Here is an 18,348-nt window from a genome sequence, read left to right as displayed (position 1 = left end):
CCTCATCCTGAGGTGCGGGCGATCGAAGATCGCTGAGCCTCGAGGGAGGGCTCCAGACATCACTGAGACTTCTGGAGCCCTCCTTCGAGGTCAGCCGATTTTCAATCGGCCAACACCTCAGGATGAGGTTCTTGGTTGGAGAGGACGACTTGCCGTCGTGGGATGCGTTCAAGTCGAGGTCGCGGCAGTGATACGGATCCCGGGCTCCGCTTCGCGGCCCCGGGACAACCCGGAGGGTATCCGTTGTTCACCGGCTTCGCGGTCCCTAGCGAATGAAACTGTTTCGCGATCCAGGGTGGCAAATACCACCCTGGATCGCGATTTTCTATTCAGGAACCGTCGAGGAGAGTGAAGCCCCTCACGCCGCCCTGGCGTAGCGCGATTCCGCCAGATCCTGGTGGTCGATCTCCGGCGCCCGGCCGCCGATCAGGTCGGCGAGCAGCCGGCCCGAGCCGCAGGCCATGGTCCAGCCCAGCGTGCCGTGGCCGGTATTGGTGAAGAGGTTGTCGTAGGCCGTGGCGCCGACGATCGGGGTGCCGTCCGGGGTCATCGGGCGCAGGCCCGTCCAGAACTTCGCCTGCGAGACGTCGCCGCCCTGCGGGAAGAGGTCGAGGACCGAGCGCTCCAGGGTCGCCCGGCGCGGGCCGCGCAGGGCCTGGCTGAAGCCGGCGAGCTCCGCCGTGCCGCCGACGCGGATGCGGTCGCCGAGCCGGGTGATCGCCACCTTGAAGGTCTCGTCCATCACGGTCGAGACCGGGGCGGCCTCGGCATTGGTGACCGGCAGGGTCAGGGAATAGCCCTTCACCGGATAGACCGGAATCTCGATGCCGAGCGGCTTGAGCATCATCGGGGTGTAGCTGCCCATGGCGGCGACGTACCGGTCCGCCGTCAGCACCTCGCCGCCGGCGAGGCCCACGCCGGCGATCCGGCCGCCTTCCTGGCGAAGGCTGGTGATCGTCGCGCCGTAGCGGATGGTGACGCCCATGCTCTCGCAGATCGCCGCGAGGCGCTGGGTGAAGAGATGCGCGTCGCCGGTCTCGTCGCCCGGCAGGCGCAGGCCGCCGACGAAGCTGCCGCCGACCCGGGCCAGCGCCGGCTCGGCCGCGATGCAGCCCGCCGGGTCCAGCACCTCGTAGGGCACGCCGTACTCGTCGAGCACGCCGGTATCGTCGCCGACATGGTCGAGCTGCTTCTGGGTGCGGAAGAGCTGGAGCGTGCCCTTCTCGCGGTGATCGTAGGTGATGCCGGTCTCGGTGCGCAGGTCGCGCAGCACGTCGCGGCTATACTCGGCGAGCCGCACCATCCGGCCCTTGTTGCGGCGGTAGGCGTCCTCGGTGCAGTTCGCCAGCATACGCGCGAGCCAGCCGTAGAGCTTGGGCTCCAGGCTCGGCCACAGCACCAGCGGCCGGTGGCGCATCATCAGCCACTTCATCGCCTTGACGGGGATGCCCGGGGCGGCCCAGGGCGCCGAATAGCCGGGGGAAACCTGGCCGGCATTGGCGAAGCTGGTCTCGAGGCCCGCACCCGGCTGGCGATCGAGCACCGTGACCTGGTGGCCGGCCTTGGCGAGGTAGTAGGCCGAGGTGACGCCGACCACGCCGCCGCCGAGGATCAGAACGCGCATCGCCGAAAATCCCTGTCGCGCCCGACTTGCCTCTGCCCGACCCGGCGCCCGGTCGAGGAGGTCAGTGTCGCGCAAGGATCGTCGAATGTCCCGCCGGATCGTCGCAGGGTCTGCGAGACTGTGCTACATAGCGCAACGATCTGCGGCTTGACGACAGGATCTTGCGCGGTGGCGGGACGGGACGAGATCGACGCGCGCATCCTGCGCGTCCTGCGCGACGACGGGCGCATCAGCAACGCGGATCTCGCCGCCAAGGTCGGCCTGTCGCCTTCGGCCTGCCTGCGCCGCCTGCGGCTGCTGGAATCGAACGGCACCATCCGCGGCTACACCGCCCTGATCGAGGCCGACGAGCACGAGCATCACATGGTGGTGCTGACCCAGATCACCCTGGAGCGGCAGACCGAGGAATCGCTCAACCGCTTCGAGGCCGCGGTGCGCCGCTGCCCGGAGGTGCGCGACTGCTACCTGATGACCGGCCTGTCCGATTACCTGATGCGGATCGAAGTCGCGGATGCCGGCGATTACGAGCGCCTGCACAAGGAGGTGCTGTCGCGCCTTCCCGGCGTGGCGCGGATCCAGTCGAGCTTCGCGATCCGGACGGTGGTGGGGCGGGGTTAGCCGTCCAGCCCGCCCGGTCCCGGGTGCCGGGAGCACCGGGGTCCATTCGGGAAGGCCTGCGCCTCAGCGTTTCGCGACACCGATCAGCGCCGTCGACGGGATCGGCAGGACGGCCCGGTCGCCGGCCATGCGCCGCGCTTCGGCGATGACGGCCGCCTTCTCCCCGTCGCTCAGGTCGATCCAGTCGGGCGACATGCCGAAGACGGTCTCGGGATCGTCCAGAGTCGCGACGTCGAGGTGATAGTCGAAGGTCACATCGTGAATGCGCGGCGCGCGATAGCCGGCCGCGATCATTGCGCGCGCCAGCCGGTCCGGATCGCCCAGGGCCACCACCCCTGCGGGCATGGCCGCGTTCTCGCGCTCGGGGAACAGCGTCCGGCGGATCTGGCCGAGCAGCAGGAACGTCGAAGCACCCTGCTCCTGCCACGTCGCGACAACCCCGTCGCCGCCGGGGCGTGTCACCCGTGCCATCTCGGCCAGCCCCTTGCGCCAGTCGGGGAACAGGATCACGCCGAAAATCGAGAACACGGCATCGAAGCCGGCGTCGGGCAAGGCGAGGGCCTGTCCGTCCATGACCCTCGCATCGACGTTGGGCCGCCCTGCCGCTGCCACGCGGGCGACCATGCCGGGCGAGAAATCGATGGCGGTCACCTGTGCACCCGTCCGCGCCGCCGCATGCGCGAGCGCCCCCGTCCCCGTCGCGACGTCGAGGACCCGGCTGTCTGGCGTCAGCGGCACGGTCGCCAGCGCCGCCTCGGCGAAGCGCGCCGTGAACGGATGGGCCGTCGTCTCGTAGTGCTGGGCGACCTTGTCCCACCGACCGGGGTTTTCGAGCTCTCGCATCACCTGGCCTCCGATATCATGTAACTTCATAAGTATCGTAAGAGCCGGCGCTTGCCAATCTCGGCCGGGGCGTGGAGGATCGCCGGGTGCGCACCGACAGCCGTCTCTCACGAACGCTCCACGTTCTCCTTCACATGGCACGCCACGACGGGCCGATGACGTCCGAGGCGATCGGGCGGATGCTGGGAACGAATCCCGTCGTCGTCCGCCGGACGATGGCGGGGCTCCGAGAGGCGGGCTACGTGACATCGGAGAAGGGACACGGCGGCGGATGGACCATCGCCGCGAACCTGGCGGACGTGTCGCTTCTCGACGTGCATCACGCGGTTGGCGGCCCGCGGATCTTTGCGATCGGCAGCGATCATCCGAACCCCGATTGCGCCGTCGAGAAGGTGGTCAACGAGGCGGTGGAGGGCACGCTGCGCGAGGCCGAGGCGCTGCTGATCGCGCGGCTGGGGGCGATCAGCCTCGCCGAACTGGCCCGAAGCTTCGATGCGCGGCTTCGCGCGCGCGCGTCGACGACTGCTCACACCTGCGGGTGACGCGCCCATCGGCGGCGGCATCGGGTCGATCCTGGACCGCCCGGTCGTGGCGGCACCGGCAAAGCCGGCGTCCCGCCCTCGACTGTCCCGCTCGTGGCCGCGCCGCTCGAGTATCGATCCTGGCGGACGGAGAGCCGGAAGCGCGTTCCGCGTCGCGGCACTTGCCCTGCACAGGCCCCTGCACAAGCGCGCGCGTGGGTCAGGCGAAATAGGCCGGCCACCGCGCCCGGATCTCGTCGCCGAGCGCGATCGACTTCGACAGGTGATCGCGCAACGCCTCCTGCGCCGCCTCGGGCGCACCGTCACTGAGCGCCGCCACGATGCGCCGGTGGTCTGCCACGATCTGCTGCGCCTTGCCCTCCACCGGCAGGTGCAGGCGGCGCAGGCGGTCGATATGGCCGCTGCGGCGGCGGATCAGGTCCCACAGGTCGGGGACGGACGCGGCCTCGCACAGGGCGCGGTGGAAGGCCTCGTCGCTGGCCGAGAGCCGCGCGAAATCGCCCGCCTCGGCAAAGAGCGCCTGCTCGGCCACGAAGGCCTGGAGCCGCACGACCAGCGCCTGATCGGGCGCGAGCGCCAGGGTGCGCAAGACCTCCTGCTCGACGGCGCGGCGCAGGAACTGCGCCTGGCGGGCGGCCGCGAGATCGATGCGGCTCACCACCGTCGACGATTGCGGGAAGATGTCGACCAGGCCCTCTTCCTGGAGCCGCAGGAGCGCGTCGCGGATCGGGGTGGCGCTCAACCCGAAGCTCGCCTGCAATTCGGGGCGCGACAGCACCGTGCCGGGGGCGAGATCGAGCGAGACGATCTTGTCCCGGATCAGCTCGAAGACCTGGGGAGCGGCGTGGCGCGAGCGGTCGCGGAGGCGCTGTGCGCCGGCGAAGACGGCATTCATGACGGTCGGAACCAGTGAAGACGCGAGGCCGCCGGAGCCGCCCCTGCGGAACCTTAGCACGGCACGCGTCGGGTTGACATACTAATGCATTACCATTTTAGTGAGGGTTAGGCCGGCGATCGACAACAAGCCGGCACGCGCCGCGAAGAGGCGGCCTCGGGAGAACGCTCATGGTCCACTCGCCCGCGCGCCGCGCCTTCGCGGCGGGGCTGCTCGCCGTCGGCCTGCTCGCCTCCGGTTCGGGCTACGCCCAGCAGAAGAGCGAGATCGCGATCACCCGCCAGCCCGGGATCATCTACCTGCCGACCCACATCATCGAGAAGCAGGGGCTGATCGAGAAGCACGCCGCGCGGCTGGGCGTGCCGGGCGTGACGACGAAGTGGCTCACCTTCACGGGCGGCGGCAGCCAGACCGATGCCCTGCTCGCCGGCAACGTCGACATCGTCAATACCGGCACCGGCAACCTGCTGCTGCTCTGGGACCGGACGCGGGGCGGGGTGAAGGGCATCGTCGCCACCTCGGCGCTGCCGCTCCTGCTCGTCAGCCGCGACCCGAAGATCAGGACGATCAAGGACATCGGCCCCGGCGACAAGGTCGCGGTGCCGACCGTGAAGGTCTCGACGCAGGCGATCCTGCTGCAGATGGCGGCGGGCGAGATCTGGGGTGCCGACCAGTCCGGCCGGCTCGACGCCAGCACGGTGCAGCTCGGCCATCCCGACGCGGCGATCGCGCTCGCTAACCTGACCCACGAGATCAAGACCCACTTCGCGGCGCCGCCGTTCCAGTACGTCGAATTGCGCACCGTGCCCGGCGCCCACATCGTGGCGCGCTCGCCCGACATCATCGGCGGGCCGCTGACGCAAGGCCAATTCTTCACCACCACCAAGTTCGCGGACGCCAACCCCAAGATCGTCCAGGCGGTGCGGGCGGCCTCCGAGGAGGCGCAAGCCTTCATCCGCCAGGATCCCGCCAAGGCGGTCGAGATCTACCGCGAGGTGACCGGCGACAAGACCAGCGCCGAGGATCTGCTGAGCTACTTGGCCGAGCCCGGCATGATGGAGTTCAACCTCCAGCCCCAGGGCACGATGCGCTTTGCCGAGCACCTGTCCCGCATCGGCACCCTGCGGACCAAGCCCAAGGCCTGGACCGACTACTACCTGCCGGTCGCCCACGACCTCAGCGGCAGCTGAGCCCTTCCGGTTCGAGAGGACACGACACCATGACCGCGCTCCTCGACGTCCGCGGCGTCACGCTCCGCTACAAGACCCCCAACGTGCTGGTCACCGCGACCGAGCGCGTCAGCTTCCAGGTCGAGACCTCGGACCGCTTCGTGCTGCTCGGGCCGTCGGGCTGCGGCAAGTCCACCCTGCTCAAGGCGGTGGGCGGCTACCTGCATCCGAGCGAGGGCGAGATCCGCATCAAGGACCGGGTGGTCAAGGAGCCCGGCGCCGACCGGATGATGGTTTTTCAGGAGTTCGACCAGCTCCTGCCCTGGAAGACGGTGCTCGAGAACGTCACCTTCCCGCTCCTCAACGCGCGAAAAATGTCCCGCCGCGCGGCGGAGGAGCGGGCGCGGGCCTATATCGAGAAGGTCGGCCTCACGCGGGCCATCGACAGCTATCCCCACACCCTCTCGGGCGGCATGAAGCAGCGCGTGGCGATCGCCCGCGGCATGGCGATGGAGCCCGACATCCTGCTGATGGACGAGCCCTTCGCGGCCCTCGACGCGCTCACCCGGCGCACCTGCCAGGACGAACTCCTGCAGCTCTGGGAGGAGACGAAGTTCACGGTGCTCTTCGTCACCCACTCGATCGCCGAGGCGATCAAGATCGGCAACCGCATCCTCCTGCTCTCGCCCCATCCGGGCCGGGTCAAGGCCGAGGTGCGCGACGTCGACAAGGTCTCGGCCCAGGACGGCAGCGCCGGCCAGCTCGAGCAGCAGATCCACGACCTGCTGTTCGCCGACGAGCCCGCCCATCACTGACCGCGCGTCGCGCCCGAGAGGAGGCCCCCCATGACCGCCACCATGCCGGCCCGCATCATCCTGAGCGAGGCGGCGCCCGCCGCCGACGGCGCGGTCGAGCGCCAGCTCGGCACCGCCGAGATCCTGTGGAACAGCGGCTTCGTCCGCAAGACGGTGATCATCGTCGTGCTGGCACTGGTCTGGGAGGCCTATGCCCGCTTCCTCGACAACCCGCTGCTCTTTCCGACCTTCTCCGACACCGTCACGACGCTGTGGCAGCAGACCCTCGACGGCACGATCCCGAACCGGGCGCTCACCTCGATCAAGGTGCTGCTGATGGGCTACGTCGCCGGCATCCTTCTCGCCGCGACGCTGACCATGCTGGCGATCTCGACCCGCATCGGCACCGACTTCCTCGAGACGATGACGGCGATGTTCAATCCCCTGCCGGCGATCGCGCTCCTGCCGCTGGCGCTGATCTGGTTCGGCCTCGGCAACGGCAGCCTGGTCTTCGTGCTGGTCCATTCGGTGCTGTGGGCGGTGGCGCTCAACACCCATTCGGGCTTTCGCGGCGTCTCGAACACGCTCCGGATGGTCGGGCGCAATTACGGCCTCAAGGGCCTGCCCTACGTCACCAAGATCCTGATCCCGGCGGCGTTCCCGAGCATTCTCACGGGCCTCAAGATCGGCTGGGCCTTCGCCTGGCGCACGCTCATCGCGGCGGAGCTGGTCTTCGGCGTGTCGTCGGGAGCCGGCGGCCTCGGCTGGTTCATCTTCGAGAACCGCAACCTCCTCGACATCCCGGCGGTGTTCGCGGGACTGCTGACCGTGATCATCATCGGCCTCGTGGTCGAGAACCTGATCTTCCGCACGCTGGAGCGGCGGACGGTGCAGAAATGGGGCTTGCAGCACTGACACCCCGATCCTTCCCCGCATAGGCAGGAGTGTCTGAAAAAATGAGGCGCGGGCTTCCCCTCTCCCCGCGGGCGGGGAGAGGGCCGATCCCCCGTTCAGGGGGAGCGGCGAGCCCACAGGGCGAGGGTGAGGGGGTCTCGACGAGTGAGGCTCCTCCGGAAACACCCCCTCACCCTCGCTCCGGCTGCGCCTCCGCTTGCCGTATCACCTGGACGGTGACACGGCCCTCTCCCCGCCCGCGGGGAGAGGAGAAACCCGCGCCCCTTCTTTATCTCCGGGCAGATCCCCGCAGAGGGGGGAGGGGATGGGCGTCGCGATTCATCGAACGAACGACACCAACAGGAGCCTGGAAAAAATGGCCCGCGATCCGCTCCCCCCGCCCGACCTCGAACCCGGCACCATCCCGGACGGCCCGCAGGTGAAGCGCCGCGAGCCCTCGTCCCTGCGCTCCGCCCGCTGGTTCGGCCCGGCGGACCTGCGCTCCTTCGGGCACCGCTCGCGGGCGATGCAGATGGGCTACGCCCCCGAGGAATGGACCGGCAAGCCGGTCATCGCGATCCTCAACACCTGGTCCGACCTCCAGCCCTGCCACGCCCACTTCAAGCATCGCGTCGACGACGTGAAGCGCGGGATCCTGATGGCGGGGGGCTTCCCGGTGGAGCTGCCGGCGATCTCGGTCTCCGAGAGCTTCGTCAAGCCGACCACCATGCTCTACCGCAACATGCTAGCGATGGAGACCGAGGAGCTGCTGCGCTCCCACCCGGTCGACGGCGCGGTGCTGATGGGCGGCTGCGACAAGTCCACCCCGGGCCTGCTGCTCGGCGCCACCAGCATGAACCTGCCGGCGATCTACATCCCGGCAGGCCCCATGCTGCGCGGCAACTGGCAGGGCAAGGTGCTGGGCTCCGGCTCCGACAGCTGGAAGTATTGGGACGAACTCCGCGCCGGCAGGATCACCGACCAGGACTGGCTCGGGATCGAGGGCGGCATCGCCCGCTCCTACGGCACCTGCATGACCATGGGCACCGCCTCGACCATGACGGCGATCGCGGAAGCCGTCGGCATGGTGCTGCCCGGCGGCTCGTCGATCCCGGCGGCGGATGCCGGCCATATCCGCCTCTCCTCGGAATCCGGCCGGCGCATCGTCGACATGGTGTGGGAGGACCTGACCCCGCAGCGGATCCAGACCCGGGAGGCCTACGAGAACGCCATCGCGGTCGCGATGGCGATGGGCTGCTCGACCAACGCGATCATCCACCTGATCGCCATGGCGCGCCGGGCCGGCCACGCCATCGGCCTCGACGATTTCGAGCGCTACAGCCGCATCGTGCCGGTGATCGGCAACGTCCGCCCGAGCGGCAACACCTACCTGATGGAGGACTTTTTTTACGCCGGCGGCATCCGGGCGCTGATGAACGAGATCCGCGATCACCTCCACCTCGACTGCCTGACGGTGAGCGGCCGGACGCTGGGCGAGACCATCGAGGGCGCGCGGGTCCACAATGCCGACGTGATCCGGCCGCTCTCGAACCCGGTCTATGGCCAGGGGTCGCTGGCGGTGCTGAAGGGCAACCTCGCGCCGAGCGGCTGCGTCATCAAGCCGGCGGCGATGGACCAGCGCTTCCTCAAGCATTCCGGCCCGGCCCTCGTCTTCGACGATTACCCGTCCCTCAAGGCGGCGATCGACGACGAGACCCTCGACGTGACCGCCGACCACGTGCTCGTCCTGCGCAATGCCGGGCCGCAGGGCGGGCCGGGCATGCCCGAATGGGGCATGCTGCCGATGCCGAAGAAGCTTTTGAAAGAAGGCCACCGCGACATGCTGCGCCTGTCGGATGCGCGGATGAGCGGCACCAGCTACGGCGCCTGCGTGCTCCACGTCGCGCCGGAATCCTTCATCGGCGGGCCCCTGGCGCTCCTGCGCACCGGCGACATCGTCAGCATCGACGTCGAGGCGCGCTCGATCCACATGGAAGTGTCGGACGAGGAGCTGGCGCAGCGCCGCGCCGCCTGGACCCCGCCGGCACCCCGCTACGAGCGCGGCTACGGCGTGATGTTCTCGCGCCACATCCAGCAGGCGGACGAGGGCTGCGACTTCGACTTCCTGCGCACCGAGTACGGCGCCCCGGTGCCGGAGCCGGCGATCTACTGACGATCACGCCGGTGCGCCACTGACCAGCGCGGCGGCGCGCATCAGCCCCGGCAGGATCCGGGCGATCTCGTCCGGGCCGCCCCAGCGTCCGGCCTCGCCGGCGACGTGCAGGGCGCCGAACGGGCGCCGCGCCGCGTCGGTCAGCGCCACCGCGATCACGATCTCGTCCTCGATCACCTCGTGGGCGGCGACCGCGTAGCCGTCGCGCCGTGCCTCCGCCACCGCCGTCATCACGTCCTCGATCCCGGTCCGGGTGAAGCGGGTCAGCGGCCGGCGGTCCTCCACCGTCACCAGGGCGCGGGCCTCCGGTTCCGTTAGGGTAGCCAGCACCGCGCGCCCGCCGGCACTGCAGAACAGCGGGATCCGGCGGCCGACCAGGTTGGTGTAGTAATGCTCGGCCCTCGCCTGCAGCCGCAGCGCGTAGACCAGCGACGCTTGCGAGAACAGGCTGAGATCCACCCGCGCGTCGCAGGACCGGCGCAGATCCATCAGGATCGGGGTCGCCCGCTCGATCAGCGGATGATGGCGCAGGAAGGCGTAGCTCAGGTCCAGCACCCGGTCCGCCAGGGCGTAGCGCCGGGTCGTCGCACATTGGTCGAGATAGCCGAGCTGCGCCAGGGTATGCGCCATGCGCTGGCACGTACTCTTGTCGTGACCGCTGCGTTCGCCGATCTCCTGCAAGGACAGGCTGCGGACACCGTGGAATGCTTCCAGGACACTGAAGCATTTTTCGACGGAATGAACAAACAATCGGCTTCGCGCGGTTTCGCTGCTGGCATCCGTTGACATCGTAGCGTCCCTTGAACCAGCATAAGATGCAATGCAGCGTATTGCATGGCAATACGAAGGCGTGGGGAACGGGATGCACGGCACGGTCGCGACGGAGGAGGCGGGGCGGGCCCGCTCGGGCATCGATCCCCGGGCGCGGCGGGCGATCGCCGCCGCCTGCATCGGCAACATGCTCGAATGGTACGATTTCGGGGTCTACGCCTTCCTGGCCGGGGCGATCTCGGCGGCGTTCTTCCCGTCGAGCGACCCCACCGCCTCGCTGCTCGCGACCTTCGCGGCCTACGGCGTCGGCTTCCTGGCCCGCCCCTTCGGCGGTGCGGTGATCGGCCGGCTCGGCGACCGGCGCGGGCGCAAGGTCGCGCTCGTCCTCACGCTCCTGATGATGGCGCTCGGCACGATCGGGCTGGGCCTGCTGCCGACCTATGCCCAGATCGGGATCGCGGCCCCGGTCCTGCTCGTCGCCCTGCGCATCCTCCAAGGCATCGCGGCGGGCGGCGAATGGGGCGCCTCGACCGCCTTCATCATCGAGTGGGCGCCGGAGGGCCGGCGCGGCCTGTTCGGCTCGTTCCAGCAGGTCAGCACCGCGTCCGGCATCCTCCTCGGCTCGGGCGTCGCCGCCCTCCTCACCTCGCTCCTGACCCCGGAGGCGATGCTGGCCTGGGGCTGGCGGATCCCGTTCCTCCTCGGCGCCTCGCTCCTCGTCGTCGGCATCCTGATCCGCCGCAGCGTCGACGAGACGCCGGTCTTCGAGGATCAGGTGGCGCGCAAGGATGCCGCGCCGGCCCCGTCCGCGGCGGAGAGCGGCCCGCGGCTCGGCCTGCGCGCCTTCGGCTTCACGATCTTCTGGACCGTGTCGTACTACATGCTGCTCTCCTACATGCCGACCTTCACCCAGAAGTTCGGCGCCCTCAGCGCCTCGCAGGCCCTGTGGTCGAACACGATCGGCCTCGTCGCGATGGTGCTGGCGGTGCCGGTCTTCGGCCACCTCTCGGACCGGGTCGGCCGCAAGCCGCTGCTGATCGCCAGCGCGGTCGCGGCGGTCCTGCTGTCCTACCCGCTGTTCATGATCGTCGCCGGGGGGGCGGGCTTCCTCACGGTGGTGGCGATCCAGGTCGTGTTCGGGTTGATCGTCGCCCTCTATTCCGGGCCCGGCCCGGCGGCGATCTCCGAGATGTTCCCGAGCCACCTGCGCTCGACCTGGATGTCGATCGGCTACACGCTGGCGGTTGCGGTGTTCGGCGGCTTCGCGCCCTTCATCGCCACCTGGCTCATCGCCGCGACCGGCTCGCCGCTGGCGCCGGGCGCCCTCTACCTGATCCCGATGGCGCTCCTCACGCTCGTCGTCGTCGCGCGCATGCCCGAGACCGGCAAGAGCCGGCTCGCCTGAACCCCGCTGCCTGACCGGAGGAGGCCCCCGATGACCGACGCATCCGTCGATCCGTCCACCCTCAAGCCCTGGCAATGGCCGGAGGATCACTGGCGCCGGCGCGTCGCCAAGGTGCGGGCCGGGCGCAGCCTCGCGCCGGCCTGGCCCGACGGCAAGCGGTGCGCGGTGGCGCTCTCCTTCGACGTCGACCACGAGACGAACGAGCTGCGCGACGGCGGCAAGTCCCTCGGGCGCCTCTCCTGGGGCCAGTACGGCCACCGCCAGGGCATGCCGCGCATCCTGGCTCTGCTGGCCGCGCACGATGTGCCGGCGAGCTTCTACGTGCCGGCGGTGGTGGCGATGCTCTACCCCGACGAGCAGCGCGCCGTGGTGGCGGCCGGCCACGAGATCGGCATCCACGGCTGGATCCACGAACTGAACTCGATCCTGCCGGCCGAGGCCGAGCGCGACCTGATGCTGCGCAGCGCCGACGCCCTCGAGAGGATCACCGGGACGCGCCCGGTGGGCCTGCGCACCCCGTCCTGGGACTATTCCGACGCGACGCTGGCGATCATCCGCGAGATGGGCCTCCTCTACGATTCCTCCCTGATGGCCGACGACACCTGCTACGAGCTGATGGAGGACGGCGCGCCGACCGGCATCGTCGAGGTCCCGGTCGAGTGGATCCGGGACGACGCGCCCTACTTCATGATGAGCCGGTTCGAGGGCTTGCGCCCGCATATCGGGCCCGAGGACGTGCTGGCGATCTTCATGCGCGAGTTCGAGGGCGCCTACCGCGAGGGCGGGCTGTTCCAGCTCACCATGCACCCGCACATCATCGGCTACCGCTCGCGGCTGTGGATCGTCGAGGAGCTGATTCGCGCCGCCAAGGCCAAGGGCGACGTCTGGTTCGCCACCCATGCCGACATCGCCGCCCACGCGGCCACCGCGCTGCGGGCATGAATCCCCTCCCGGTGATCCCCGTCCCCGATCCGGCGGACCTCGCCCCCGCCCTCGACCGCTTGCGCCGCCTCGTCCTGTGCGAGACGCCGAGCTACGCCCCCGACGCGCTCGCCGCCGGGCTCGCCCTGATGCGCGCCGAGCTCGCCGCCGACGGCCTCGCGGTGGCGCCCGAGACCGCCGATCTCGCCGCGGCCGGCGCCGTCCGGGCGACCTACGACCGGGGCGGGACGCTCGACGGTCCGCCGATCCTGATCCTCGGCCATCTCGACACCGTCCATCCGGTCGGCGAGCTCGCCGCCAACCCGTGGCGGATCGATGGCGACCGCGCCTTCGGGCCCGGCATCCTCGATATGAAGGGAGGGATCGTGCTGGCGCTGGAGGCGCTCCGCCGCGCCGGGCCGCACCTCACGCGGCCGGTCGAGATCCTGATCACCTCGGACGAGGAGATCGGGTCGCCGCGCTCCCGCGGGCTGATCGAGGCGCGGGCGAAGGCGGCCGCCTGCATCCTGGTGCCCGAGCCCGCCCGCGACAATGGCGGCCTCGTCGTCGGCCGCCACGCCATCCTGCGCTTCGCGCTGTCGGCGACCGGCCGTCCCGCCCATGCCGGCCGAGACCCCGCCCGCGGCGGTTCGGCGATCCATCGCCTCGCCCGCGCGGTCGTGGCGCTGGAGGGCCGCAGCGTCCCGGGCGCGAGCCTCAGCGTCGGGGTGATCGGCGGCGGCCTCTGGGTCAATTGCGTGCCCGAGCGCGCCGCGGCCGAGATGCTGTGCGTGGCCGCCGACGACGCGCGGCGGGACGAGATCCTGCGGATCGTCGCCGGGGAGGCCGACGACCGCCTGGCGATCGACCTCGCGAGCGAGCGCCCGCTCTGGCGCACCGGGCCGGGCGACCGGGCGCTCTACGGGGCCGCGCAGGCCATCGCGGCGGAACTCGGGATCGCGGTCTCGCCGGAGGTGTCGGGCGGCGGCTCGGACGGCAACTTCACCGGCGCCCTCGGCCGGCCGACCCTCGACGGGCTCGGGCCCTGCGGGGCGGGGCTCCACGCGCACGACGAGCACCTGGACCTCGCGAGCCTGGGGCCGCGGATCGCCCTGATGGCGAACCTGCTGGCGCGGGTCGGACACCTTCCGACAAGCAATTGAGCGTGTTCACGGATCCCGCGGCCCAAGACCCCCCGGAGAGCGGGAAGGGGCGAGGTCTGCGGGACGCCGTTCATCCGTTCCGCCACCATCGCGGGCTCCTCCTCCACCGTGCGCAGCCACGCGGGATGGGGGCGTCGCCGCGGGTTCGGCACGAACGGAGGGACGACGTGAAGGCGACGATCCTCAGGCCGGCATCCCGGCCCGCAGCGGCGGGCCGGTGAGCACGGCCCGATAGGCCTCGAGGACGCCCGCCGTCATCGCCTCGACCGTGTAGGTCTCGGCCCGCGACCGCGCCTCGGCACCGAGGCGCGTCCGGATCGCGGGATCGGCCGCCACCATCTCGATGGCGTGGGCGAAGCCCGCATCGTCGTCGGGCGCGATGAAGATCGCGGCCTCGTCCCACACTTCGCGGAAGGTCGGGATGTCGGAGAGCACCAGGGCGCAGCCGGCGCTCGCGGCTTCCAGCACGCCGAGGCCGAAGGGCTCGTAGCGGGCGGCGGAGGCGTAGATCGGGGCGCCGCCGAGCCAGCGCGCCACGTCCTGGTCGCTGAGCCGCCCGAGGGGGCGCAGGTGATCGGGCGCGAATTGCGCGGCGTTCGGGCCCTTCAGGTCACCGGCGGCGAGGAGCGGCAGGCGCATCCGGGCGGCGGCCCGGTCGAGGGTACGGGCGTTCTTCCCCTCGTCCCAGAGCCGGCCGGCCGTGAAGGCGAAGGGCGAGGCGGCGGCCCCCGCCGGGCTGCGCTGGCCGCGGTCGGCGGGCCTGCGCCGGCCGTTCGGCACCACGCGCGGCGGAGCGATTCCGTAGGTCGCGGCGGTCGCCTCCGCGAAGGCACGGGTGGGGCTCAAGAGCGCGTCGACCCGGCGGTAGCCCTCCGCGACGAGGTTCGCCCGCCAGGCGAGATCCGGCGGCAGCGGGCCGGGGCGCATCGCCGCCCACCAGGTCGCCACGCAGGAATGCGCCACCGCGATCACGGGCGCGCAGAACTCGGCGAGCGCCGCCAGCGCCGGGCTGTTGAGGTGGATGAGATCGGCCCCCGCCCGCTCGGCCTCGCGGGCGACGATGGCGGCGGCGGCCTCGACCTCGCGGCGGGTGAGCGCGGTCCAGTCGAGGCTGACGCCCAGCGGACGCAGATCGAGGCCGCGGATGGCGCGGGCGGCGCGCATCTGGTCCTGGCTCGGCTCGGGGCCGAGCACCGCCAGGGTGACGGCGACGCCCCGGCGGGTCAGCTCCTCGGCGAGGTCGAGCCCGTACTGCCAGATTCCGCCGACGGCATCGACGGTCATGAACAGGTGGAGCGCCGGCGCTCCCCGATGGGGGAGGGGACGTCCGACCGGGACCGTCAGGCTGGGCAGCATGCCGCCTCCAACTCGCGCAACGGGGCCGGCCGCTCCGACGGGATGTCGCCGAAGCGGTCGAACTGACCGGGATGATGGGTGTGCGCCCGCTCCCAGGCCTCGCCGTCCGGCTCGCCCGGCGGGCGGCAGGCCGGGGAGGTTCCGGCAAGGGGCGTTCGCGCACGGTGGGTCCGGGCCGCGTCCCCGGCCGCGGCGGAGACGCACGCGGGCATGCCGGGCATCCGCGGGTCGATCCGGGTCCGCTCCCGGAACGCGACGGCGCCCCCCCGCGGCATGGTCTCGTCGACGAAGCGGAGATGTGTCGCCCGTTGCGCGCCCAACCGATCGGTCTCCCTGGAGAAGGCCGGCGGCGCACGCCGCGGGTCGCTGTCCCGAATGTCGGTCTGGGCGCGAAAGGTGCGGGAATGAGGGCGGATCCGCGAGACCGCCACCTCGGCGCCCGGTCCGCCGGACGCGACGGGCCGGTGGGGCGAGCGGTGCCCGGAACCGATGCTGCTCTCGAAGCTCCAGGTCGGGTTGACGAGGGCGATTCTCAAAGCGGGCGTCCTGAACCGGGAACGGGCATCGCTGATACTGAGCGTAGCTATGTGGGAGATGGCGGGGCCGCTCGGGACGACAAGGCCTTTTCGCCCGAATGCGGTTAAACGAATGATACCGCAGGATCCTTTGTCATGACGGCCACGCATGGCCCTGTCGTCACCATGCGGCGGAAGCAGGCATTTTCCGGGAACCGAAACGCGTCTCGCGCGTGGCGTCGAGCTATGGTGGCCGAGCGCTGTAAGGACGGGCTCCGTCTCTTGGCGAGCCGCCCCCGGCGGTCGAGACCACGGCGCCAGGGCAGCGGCGTCGGCGCCGGCATGATGGGCCCGCCTTCCTCGTCGAGCGGACTCCGGGACGCGTCCGGACCGGAGCAGGGCCGGCGGACGACCTCCTCGTGCGACGGCCCGCCGGCGTTGCGAGACAGCCCCTCGCCGCAGACGCCGATCGACAGGTCCTCGGGGGCGGGCGCGACCGCCGTGGATCTGGGCTGTCGGAGGGTCACGCACCCGCTTCCGGTCGTTCCGGGCGAGGAGGGCCCGCGGCACGGCTCCGCCGGTGATCGGGCGGTGACAGGGATAAGGTGCGACCTCCGCCGCGCTCCTCCAGGGCCGGCCTCGCCGGAGATACTAGTGGTCTGTATCAGTCGAGGGTGGGCACGGCGAACAGGTGTCATCGTTCTGGCGTCATTCAGACCGATTGCTCCATGACAACCAGCGGGATAGCGCAGTCACGGCATCGAGAGCCGCCTCCCGCGCCGGTCCTCAGAGAGTTCCCGTCACCCGAGTTCACGCGCCCTCCATGTCCTTCGTTCCCCCGTCGCACGACACCGTGCCGGCCGTGCCCGGTGCGGATCCCGCTCCCCCGCAGGAGGCCGCCGCCCTGCGCCGGCGGCGCCTGGCCCTCGCCCTGCCGACGGTGGCGACGGCGCTCGCCCTCGCGGTGGCGGCGACGGCCAGCATCGGCGTACCGGACGGGCCGCTCGAGGCCGCGGTGCTGGTGCTGTTCTGCCTGGCGATGGCCTGGCAAGCCTATATCGGCTGGCAGTATCTCTACGGGGCGATCGCGGCCGGTCTCGGGGCCCGGGTGATGTCGGCGGTGGAGCGGCAGGCCGCCGATCTCGCGCCGCAGGCGAGCGGGCGCAGCCGCACCGCGGCCGTGGTGGCGATCCACGCCGAGGATGCGGCGGCCGTCTTCGCGGCGATCCGGGTGATGGCCCGGTCTCTCGCCCGCGCCGGCGGCGACGGGCGCGACCTCGACATCTTCGTCCTCAGCGACACCCGCGACCCGGAGATCGCCGCGGCCGAGGAGCGCGAGCTCGCCCGCATCCTCGCCTGGCGCGAGACTGCCGGGCCGGGCCTGCCGGCGATCCGCTACCGCCGCCGCCAGGACAATACCGGGCGCAAGGCCGGCAATATCGGCGAGTTCTGCGAGACCTACGGCCACGCCTACGACTTCATGATCGTGCTCGACGCCGACAGCCTCATGACCGGCGCCGCGATGCGCCGGCTGGTGCGGCTGATGGAGGAGAACCCCCGCGTCGGCCTGATCCAGACCGTCAGCTACGCCGCCGGACGCGACACGCTGTTTGCCCGCATCCAGCAATTCGCCGTGCGGCTCTACGCACCGCTCTCGATCCGGGCGCTCGAGACCTGGCAGGGGCCGGACGGCGGCTACTGGGGCCACAACGCCATCCTGCGGATCGCCGCCTTCGCGGCCAATGCCGAACTCCCGGTGCTGCCCGGCCGCCCGCCGCTCGGCGGCGAGATCCTGTGTCACGACACGGTGGAGGGCGCGTTCCTGCGCCGGGCCGGCTGGGAGCTGCGCCTCCTGCCGGAGGAGCCCGGGACCTGGGAGGAGATGCCCACCAACCTCACCGACCTGCTCGGCCGCGAGCGGCGCTGGTGTCAGGGCAACCTGCAGCATCTCGGCGTGATCGGGATGGCGGGCCTCACCGCCGGCAGCCGCTGGCACCTCGGCGCCGGCATCCTGTCCTATCTCGCCTCGCCGGTCTGGGTCGCCTTCCTGGCCCTGGGCACCTGGCAGGCGATCCGCAGCGGCGATCTCGGGCTCCTCGCCTACGGCCTCACCGGCGAGGGCAGTGCGGCCGCGGTCCTGGCCGCCTTGAGCGTCGCCGTGCTGGCGCTGCCGAAGCTCCTCAGCCTCGGCCACGTCCTCCTGTCGCCGGAGCGCCGCGCCGCCTTCGGGGGCACGAAGCGGCTCCTCGCCAGCGCGGCCCTGGAGCAGGGGCTCTGGGTGCTGCTCTGGCCGGTCCTCACCCTGTTCAATGCCGGCGCCGTGGTGTCGACCTTCGCCGGCCGGGTGGTGCGCTGGGACACGCAGGTCCGCGACGACCGCCGGGTGCCGTGGTCCGAGGCCTGCCGCCTCCAGGCCGATTCCCTGGTGGCCGGCGGGTTGCTCGCGGCGGCGCTCGTCTATGCCGGCGACCCGCTGCTCGCCCTCTGGATGGCCCCGGTCGCCCTCGGCCTCCTCGCCAGCCCGGCGCTCAGCGTGCTGACCAGCCGGGCCGATTACGGCCACGCGGCGCGCCGGCGCGGCCTCTTCCTCACGGTCGACGACACCGCCCAGGCCCCGGAGCTGCGCGACCTCGCCGCCGCCCGCACGGCGCCCCCGGCCCCCGCC

17 protein-coding genes are annotated in these 18,348 nt (G+C 71.2%); 11 read left to right on the top strand and 6 right to left on the bottom strand.

What is annotated here, in order from left to right:
• Nucleotides 1-358 precede the first annotated feature (358 nt).
• Nucleotides 359-1,624 (bottom strand): D-amino acid dehydrogenase, encoded by a 1,266-nt coding sequence (locus QR78_RS09010; RefSeq protein ID WP_048427173.1) that lies wholly within the window; start codon nt 1,622-1,624, stop codon nt 359-361.
• A 147-nt stretch (nt 1,625-1,771) separates the two neighbouring features.
• Here QR78_RS09010 and QR78_RS09005 point away from each other — a divergent pair, with 147 nt between their 5' ends.
• The gene (locus tag QR78_RS09005) at nt 1,772-2,242 is read left to right on the top strand and encodes an Lrp/AsnC family transcriptional regulator (protein ID WP_244276564.1); all 471 of its coding nucleotides are present in this window, start codon (nt 1,772-1,774) and stop codon (nt 2,240-2,242) included.
• A 63-nt stretch (nt 2,243-2,305) separates the two neighbouring features.
• Here QR78_RS09005 and QR78_RS09000 read toward each other — a convergent pair whose 3' ends face one another.
• Nucleotides 2,306-3,085 (bottom strand): class I SAM-dependent methyltransferase, encoded by a 780-nt coding sequence (locus tag QR78_RS09000; protein WP_048427171.1) that lies wholly within the window; start codon nt 3,083-3,085, stop codon nt 2,306-2,308.
• An 86-nt stretch (nt 3,086-3,171) separates the two neighbouring features.
• Between QR78_RS09000 and QR78_RS08995 the strand changes: the two genes are divergently transcribed.
• The gene (locus QR78_RS08995) at nt 3,172-3,627 is read left to right on the top strand and encodes an Rrf2 family transcriptional regulator (protein ID WP_048427170.1); all 456 of its coding nucleotides are present in this window, start codon (nt 3,172-3,174) and stop codon (nt 3,625-3,627) included.
• Between the two features lie 199 nt (nt 3,628-3,826).
• On the opposite strand, the gene QR78_RS08990 is transcribed toward QR78_RS08995, so the two are convergent.
• Nucleotides 3,827-4,522: a GntR family transcriptional regulator gene (locus QR78_RS08990; RefSeq protein ID WP_048427169.1), complete on the bottom strand. Its 696-nt coding sequence runs from the start codon at nt 4,520-4,522 to the stop codon at nt 3,827-3,829.
• A 170-nt stretch (nt 4,523-4,692) separates the two neighbouring features.
• On the opposite strand from QR78_RS08990, the gene QR78_RS08985 reads away from it, so the two are divergent.
• From QR78_RS08985 to araD, 4 genes are all read left to right on the top strand, one after another.
• Entirely contained in the window at nt 4,693-5,712 is a 1,020-nt protein-coding gene (locus QR78_RS08985; RefSeq protein ID WP_048427168.1) for an ABC transporter substrate-binding protein, read from the top strand.
• A 29-nt stretch (nt 5,713-5,741) separates the two neighbouring features.
• Nucleotides 5,742-6,506, top strand: a complete 765-nt coding sequence (locus tag QR78_RS08980) for an ABC transporter ATP-binding protein (RefSeq protein WP_048427167.1) — start codon at nt 5,742-5,744, stop codon at nt 6,504-6,506.
• Nucleotides 6,507-6,536: 30 nt separating this feature from the next.
• On the top strand, nt 6,537-7,400 hold the full coding sequence (locus tag QR78_RS08975; protein ID WP_244276563.1) for an ABC transporter permease: 864 nt from the start codon (nt 6,537-6,539) through the stop codon (nt 7,398-7,400).
• A gap of 355 nt (nt 7,401-7,755) precedes the next feature.
• On the top strand, nt 7,756-9,552 hold the full coding sequence (gene araD / locus QR78_RS08970) for an L-arabinonate dehydratase (protein ID WP_082172059.1): 1,797 nt from the start codon (nt 7,756-7,758) through the stop codon (nt 9,550-9,552).
• A gap of 3 nt (nt 9,553-9,555) precedes the next feature.
• On the opposite strand, the gene QR78_RS08965 is transcribed toward araD, so the two are convergent.
• Nucleotides 9,556-10,233, bottom strand: a complete 678-nt coding sequence (locus QR78_RS08965) for an IclR family transcriptional regulator (RefSeq protein ID WP_425284186.1) — start codon at nt 10,231-10,233, stop codon at nt 9,556-9,558.
• Between QR78_RS08965 and QR78_RS35965 the strand changes: the two genes are divergently transcribed.
• From QR78_RS35965 to QR78_RS08950, 4 genes are all read left to right on the top strand, one after another.
• Entirely contained in the window at nt 10,174-10,338 is a 165-nt protein-coding gene (locus tag QR78_RS35965) for a hypothetical protein (RefSeq protein WP_244276562.1), read from the top strand. The genes QR78_RS08965 and QR78_RS35965 overlap by 60 nt on opposite strands.
• 76 nt (nt 10,339-10,414) lie before the next feature.
• Entirely contained in the window at nt 10,415-11,728 is a 1,314-nt protein-coding gene (locus QR78_RS08960) for an MFS transporter (protein ID WP_048427165.1), read from the top strand.
• Between the two features lie 30 nt (nt 11,729-11,758).
• Nucleotides 11,759-12,670 (top strand): polysaccharide deacetylase family protein, encoded by a 912-nt coding sequence (locus tag QR78_RS08955; RefSeq protein ID WP_048427164.1) that lies wholly within the window; start codon nt 11,759-11,761, stop codon nt 12,668-12,670.
• Nucleotides 12,667-13,812 (top strand): M20/M25/M40 family metallo-hydrolase, encoded by a 1,146-nt coding sequence (locus QR78_RS08950; protein ID WP_048427163.1) that lies wholly within the window; start codon nt 12,667-12,669, stop codon nt 13,810-13,812. Before QR78_RS08955 ends, QR78_RS08950 begins: the two co-directional genes overlap by 4 nt.
• Before the next feature lie 183 nt (nt 13,813-13,995).
• Here the strand turns inward: QR78_RS08950 and QR78_RS08945 are convergent, their stop codons facing one another.
• Together QR78_RS08945 and QR78_RS08940 are read right to left on the bottom strand one after the other, a co-directional pair.
• Complete coding sequence (locus tag QR78_RS08945; protein WP_048427162.1) at nt 13,996-15,168, bottom strand: glycosyltransferase family 4 protein; 1,173 nt, start codon at nt 15,166-15,168, stop codon at nt 13,996-13,998.
• Nucleotides 15,153-15,704 (bottom strand): hypothetical protein, encoded by a 552-nt coding sequence (locus QR78_RS08940; protein WP_048427161.1) that lies wholly within the window; start codon nt 15,702-15,704, stop codon nt 15,153-15,155. Before QR78_RS08940 ends, QR78_RS08945 begins: the two co-directional genes overlap by 16 nt.
• 802 nt (nt 15,705-16,506) lie before the next feature.
• Between QR78_RS08940 and mdoH the strand changes: the two genes are divergently transcribed.
• Nucleotides 16,507-18,348, top strand: a 1,842-nt coding sequence (gene mdoH, locus QR78_RS08935) for a glucans biosynthesis glucosyltransferase MdoH (RefSeq protein ID WP_048427160.1), incomplete at its 3' end; no start/stop codon positions are given.

Source organism: Methylobacterium indicum (assembly GCF_001043895.1).
GTDB lineage: Bacteria > Pseudomonadota > Alphaproteobacteria > Rhizobiales > Beijerinckiaceae > Methylobacterium > Methylobacterium indicum.
The sequence above is the reverse complement of the archived record's forward strand: the minus strand, read 5'-3'. Positions and strand labels throughout refer to the sequence as shown.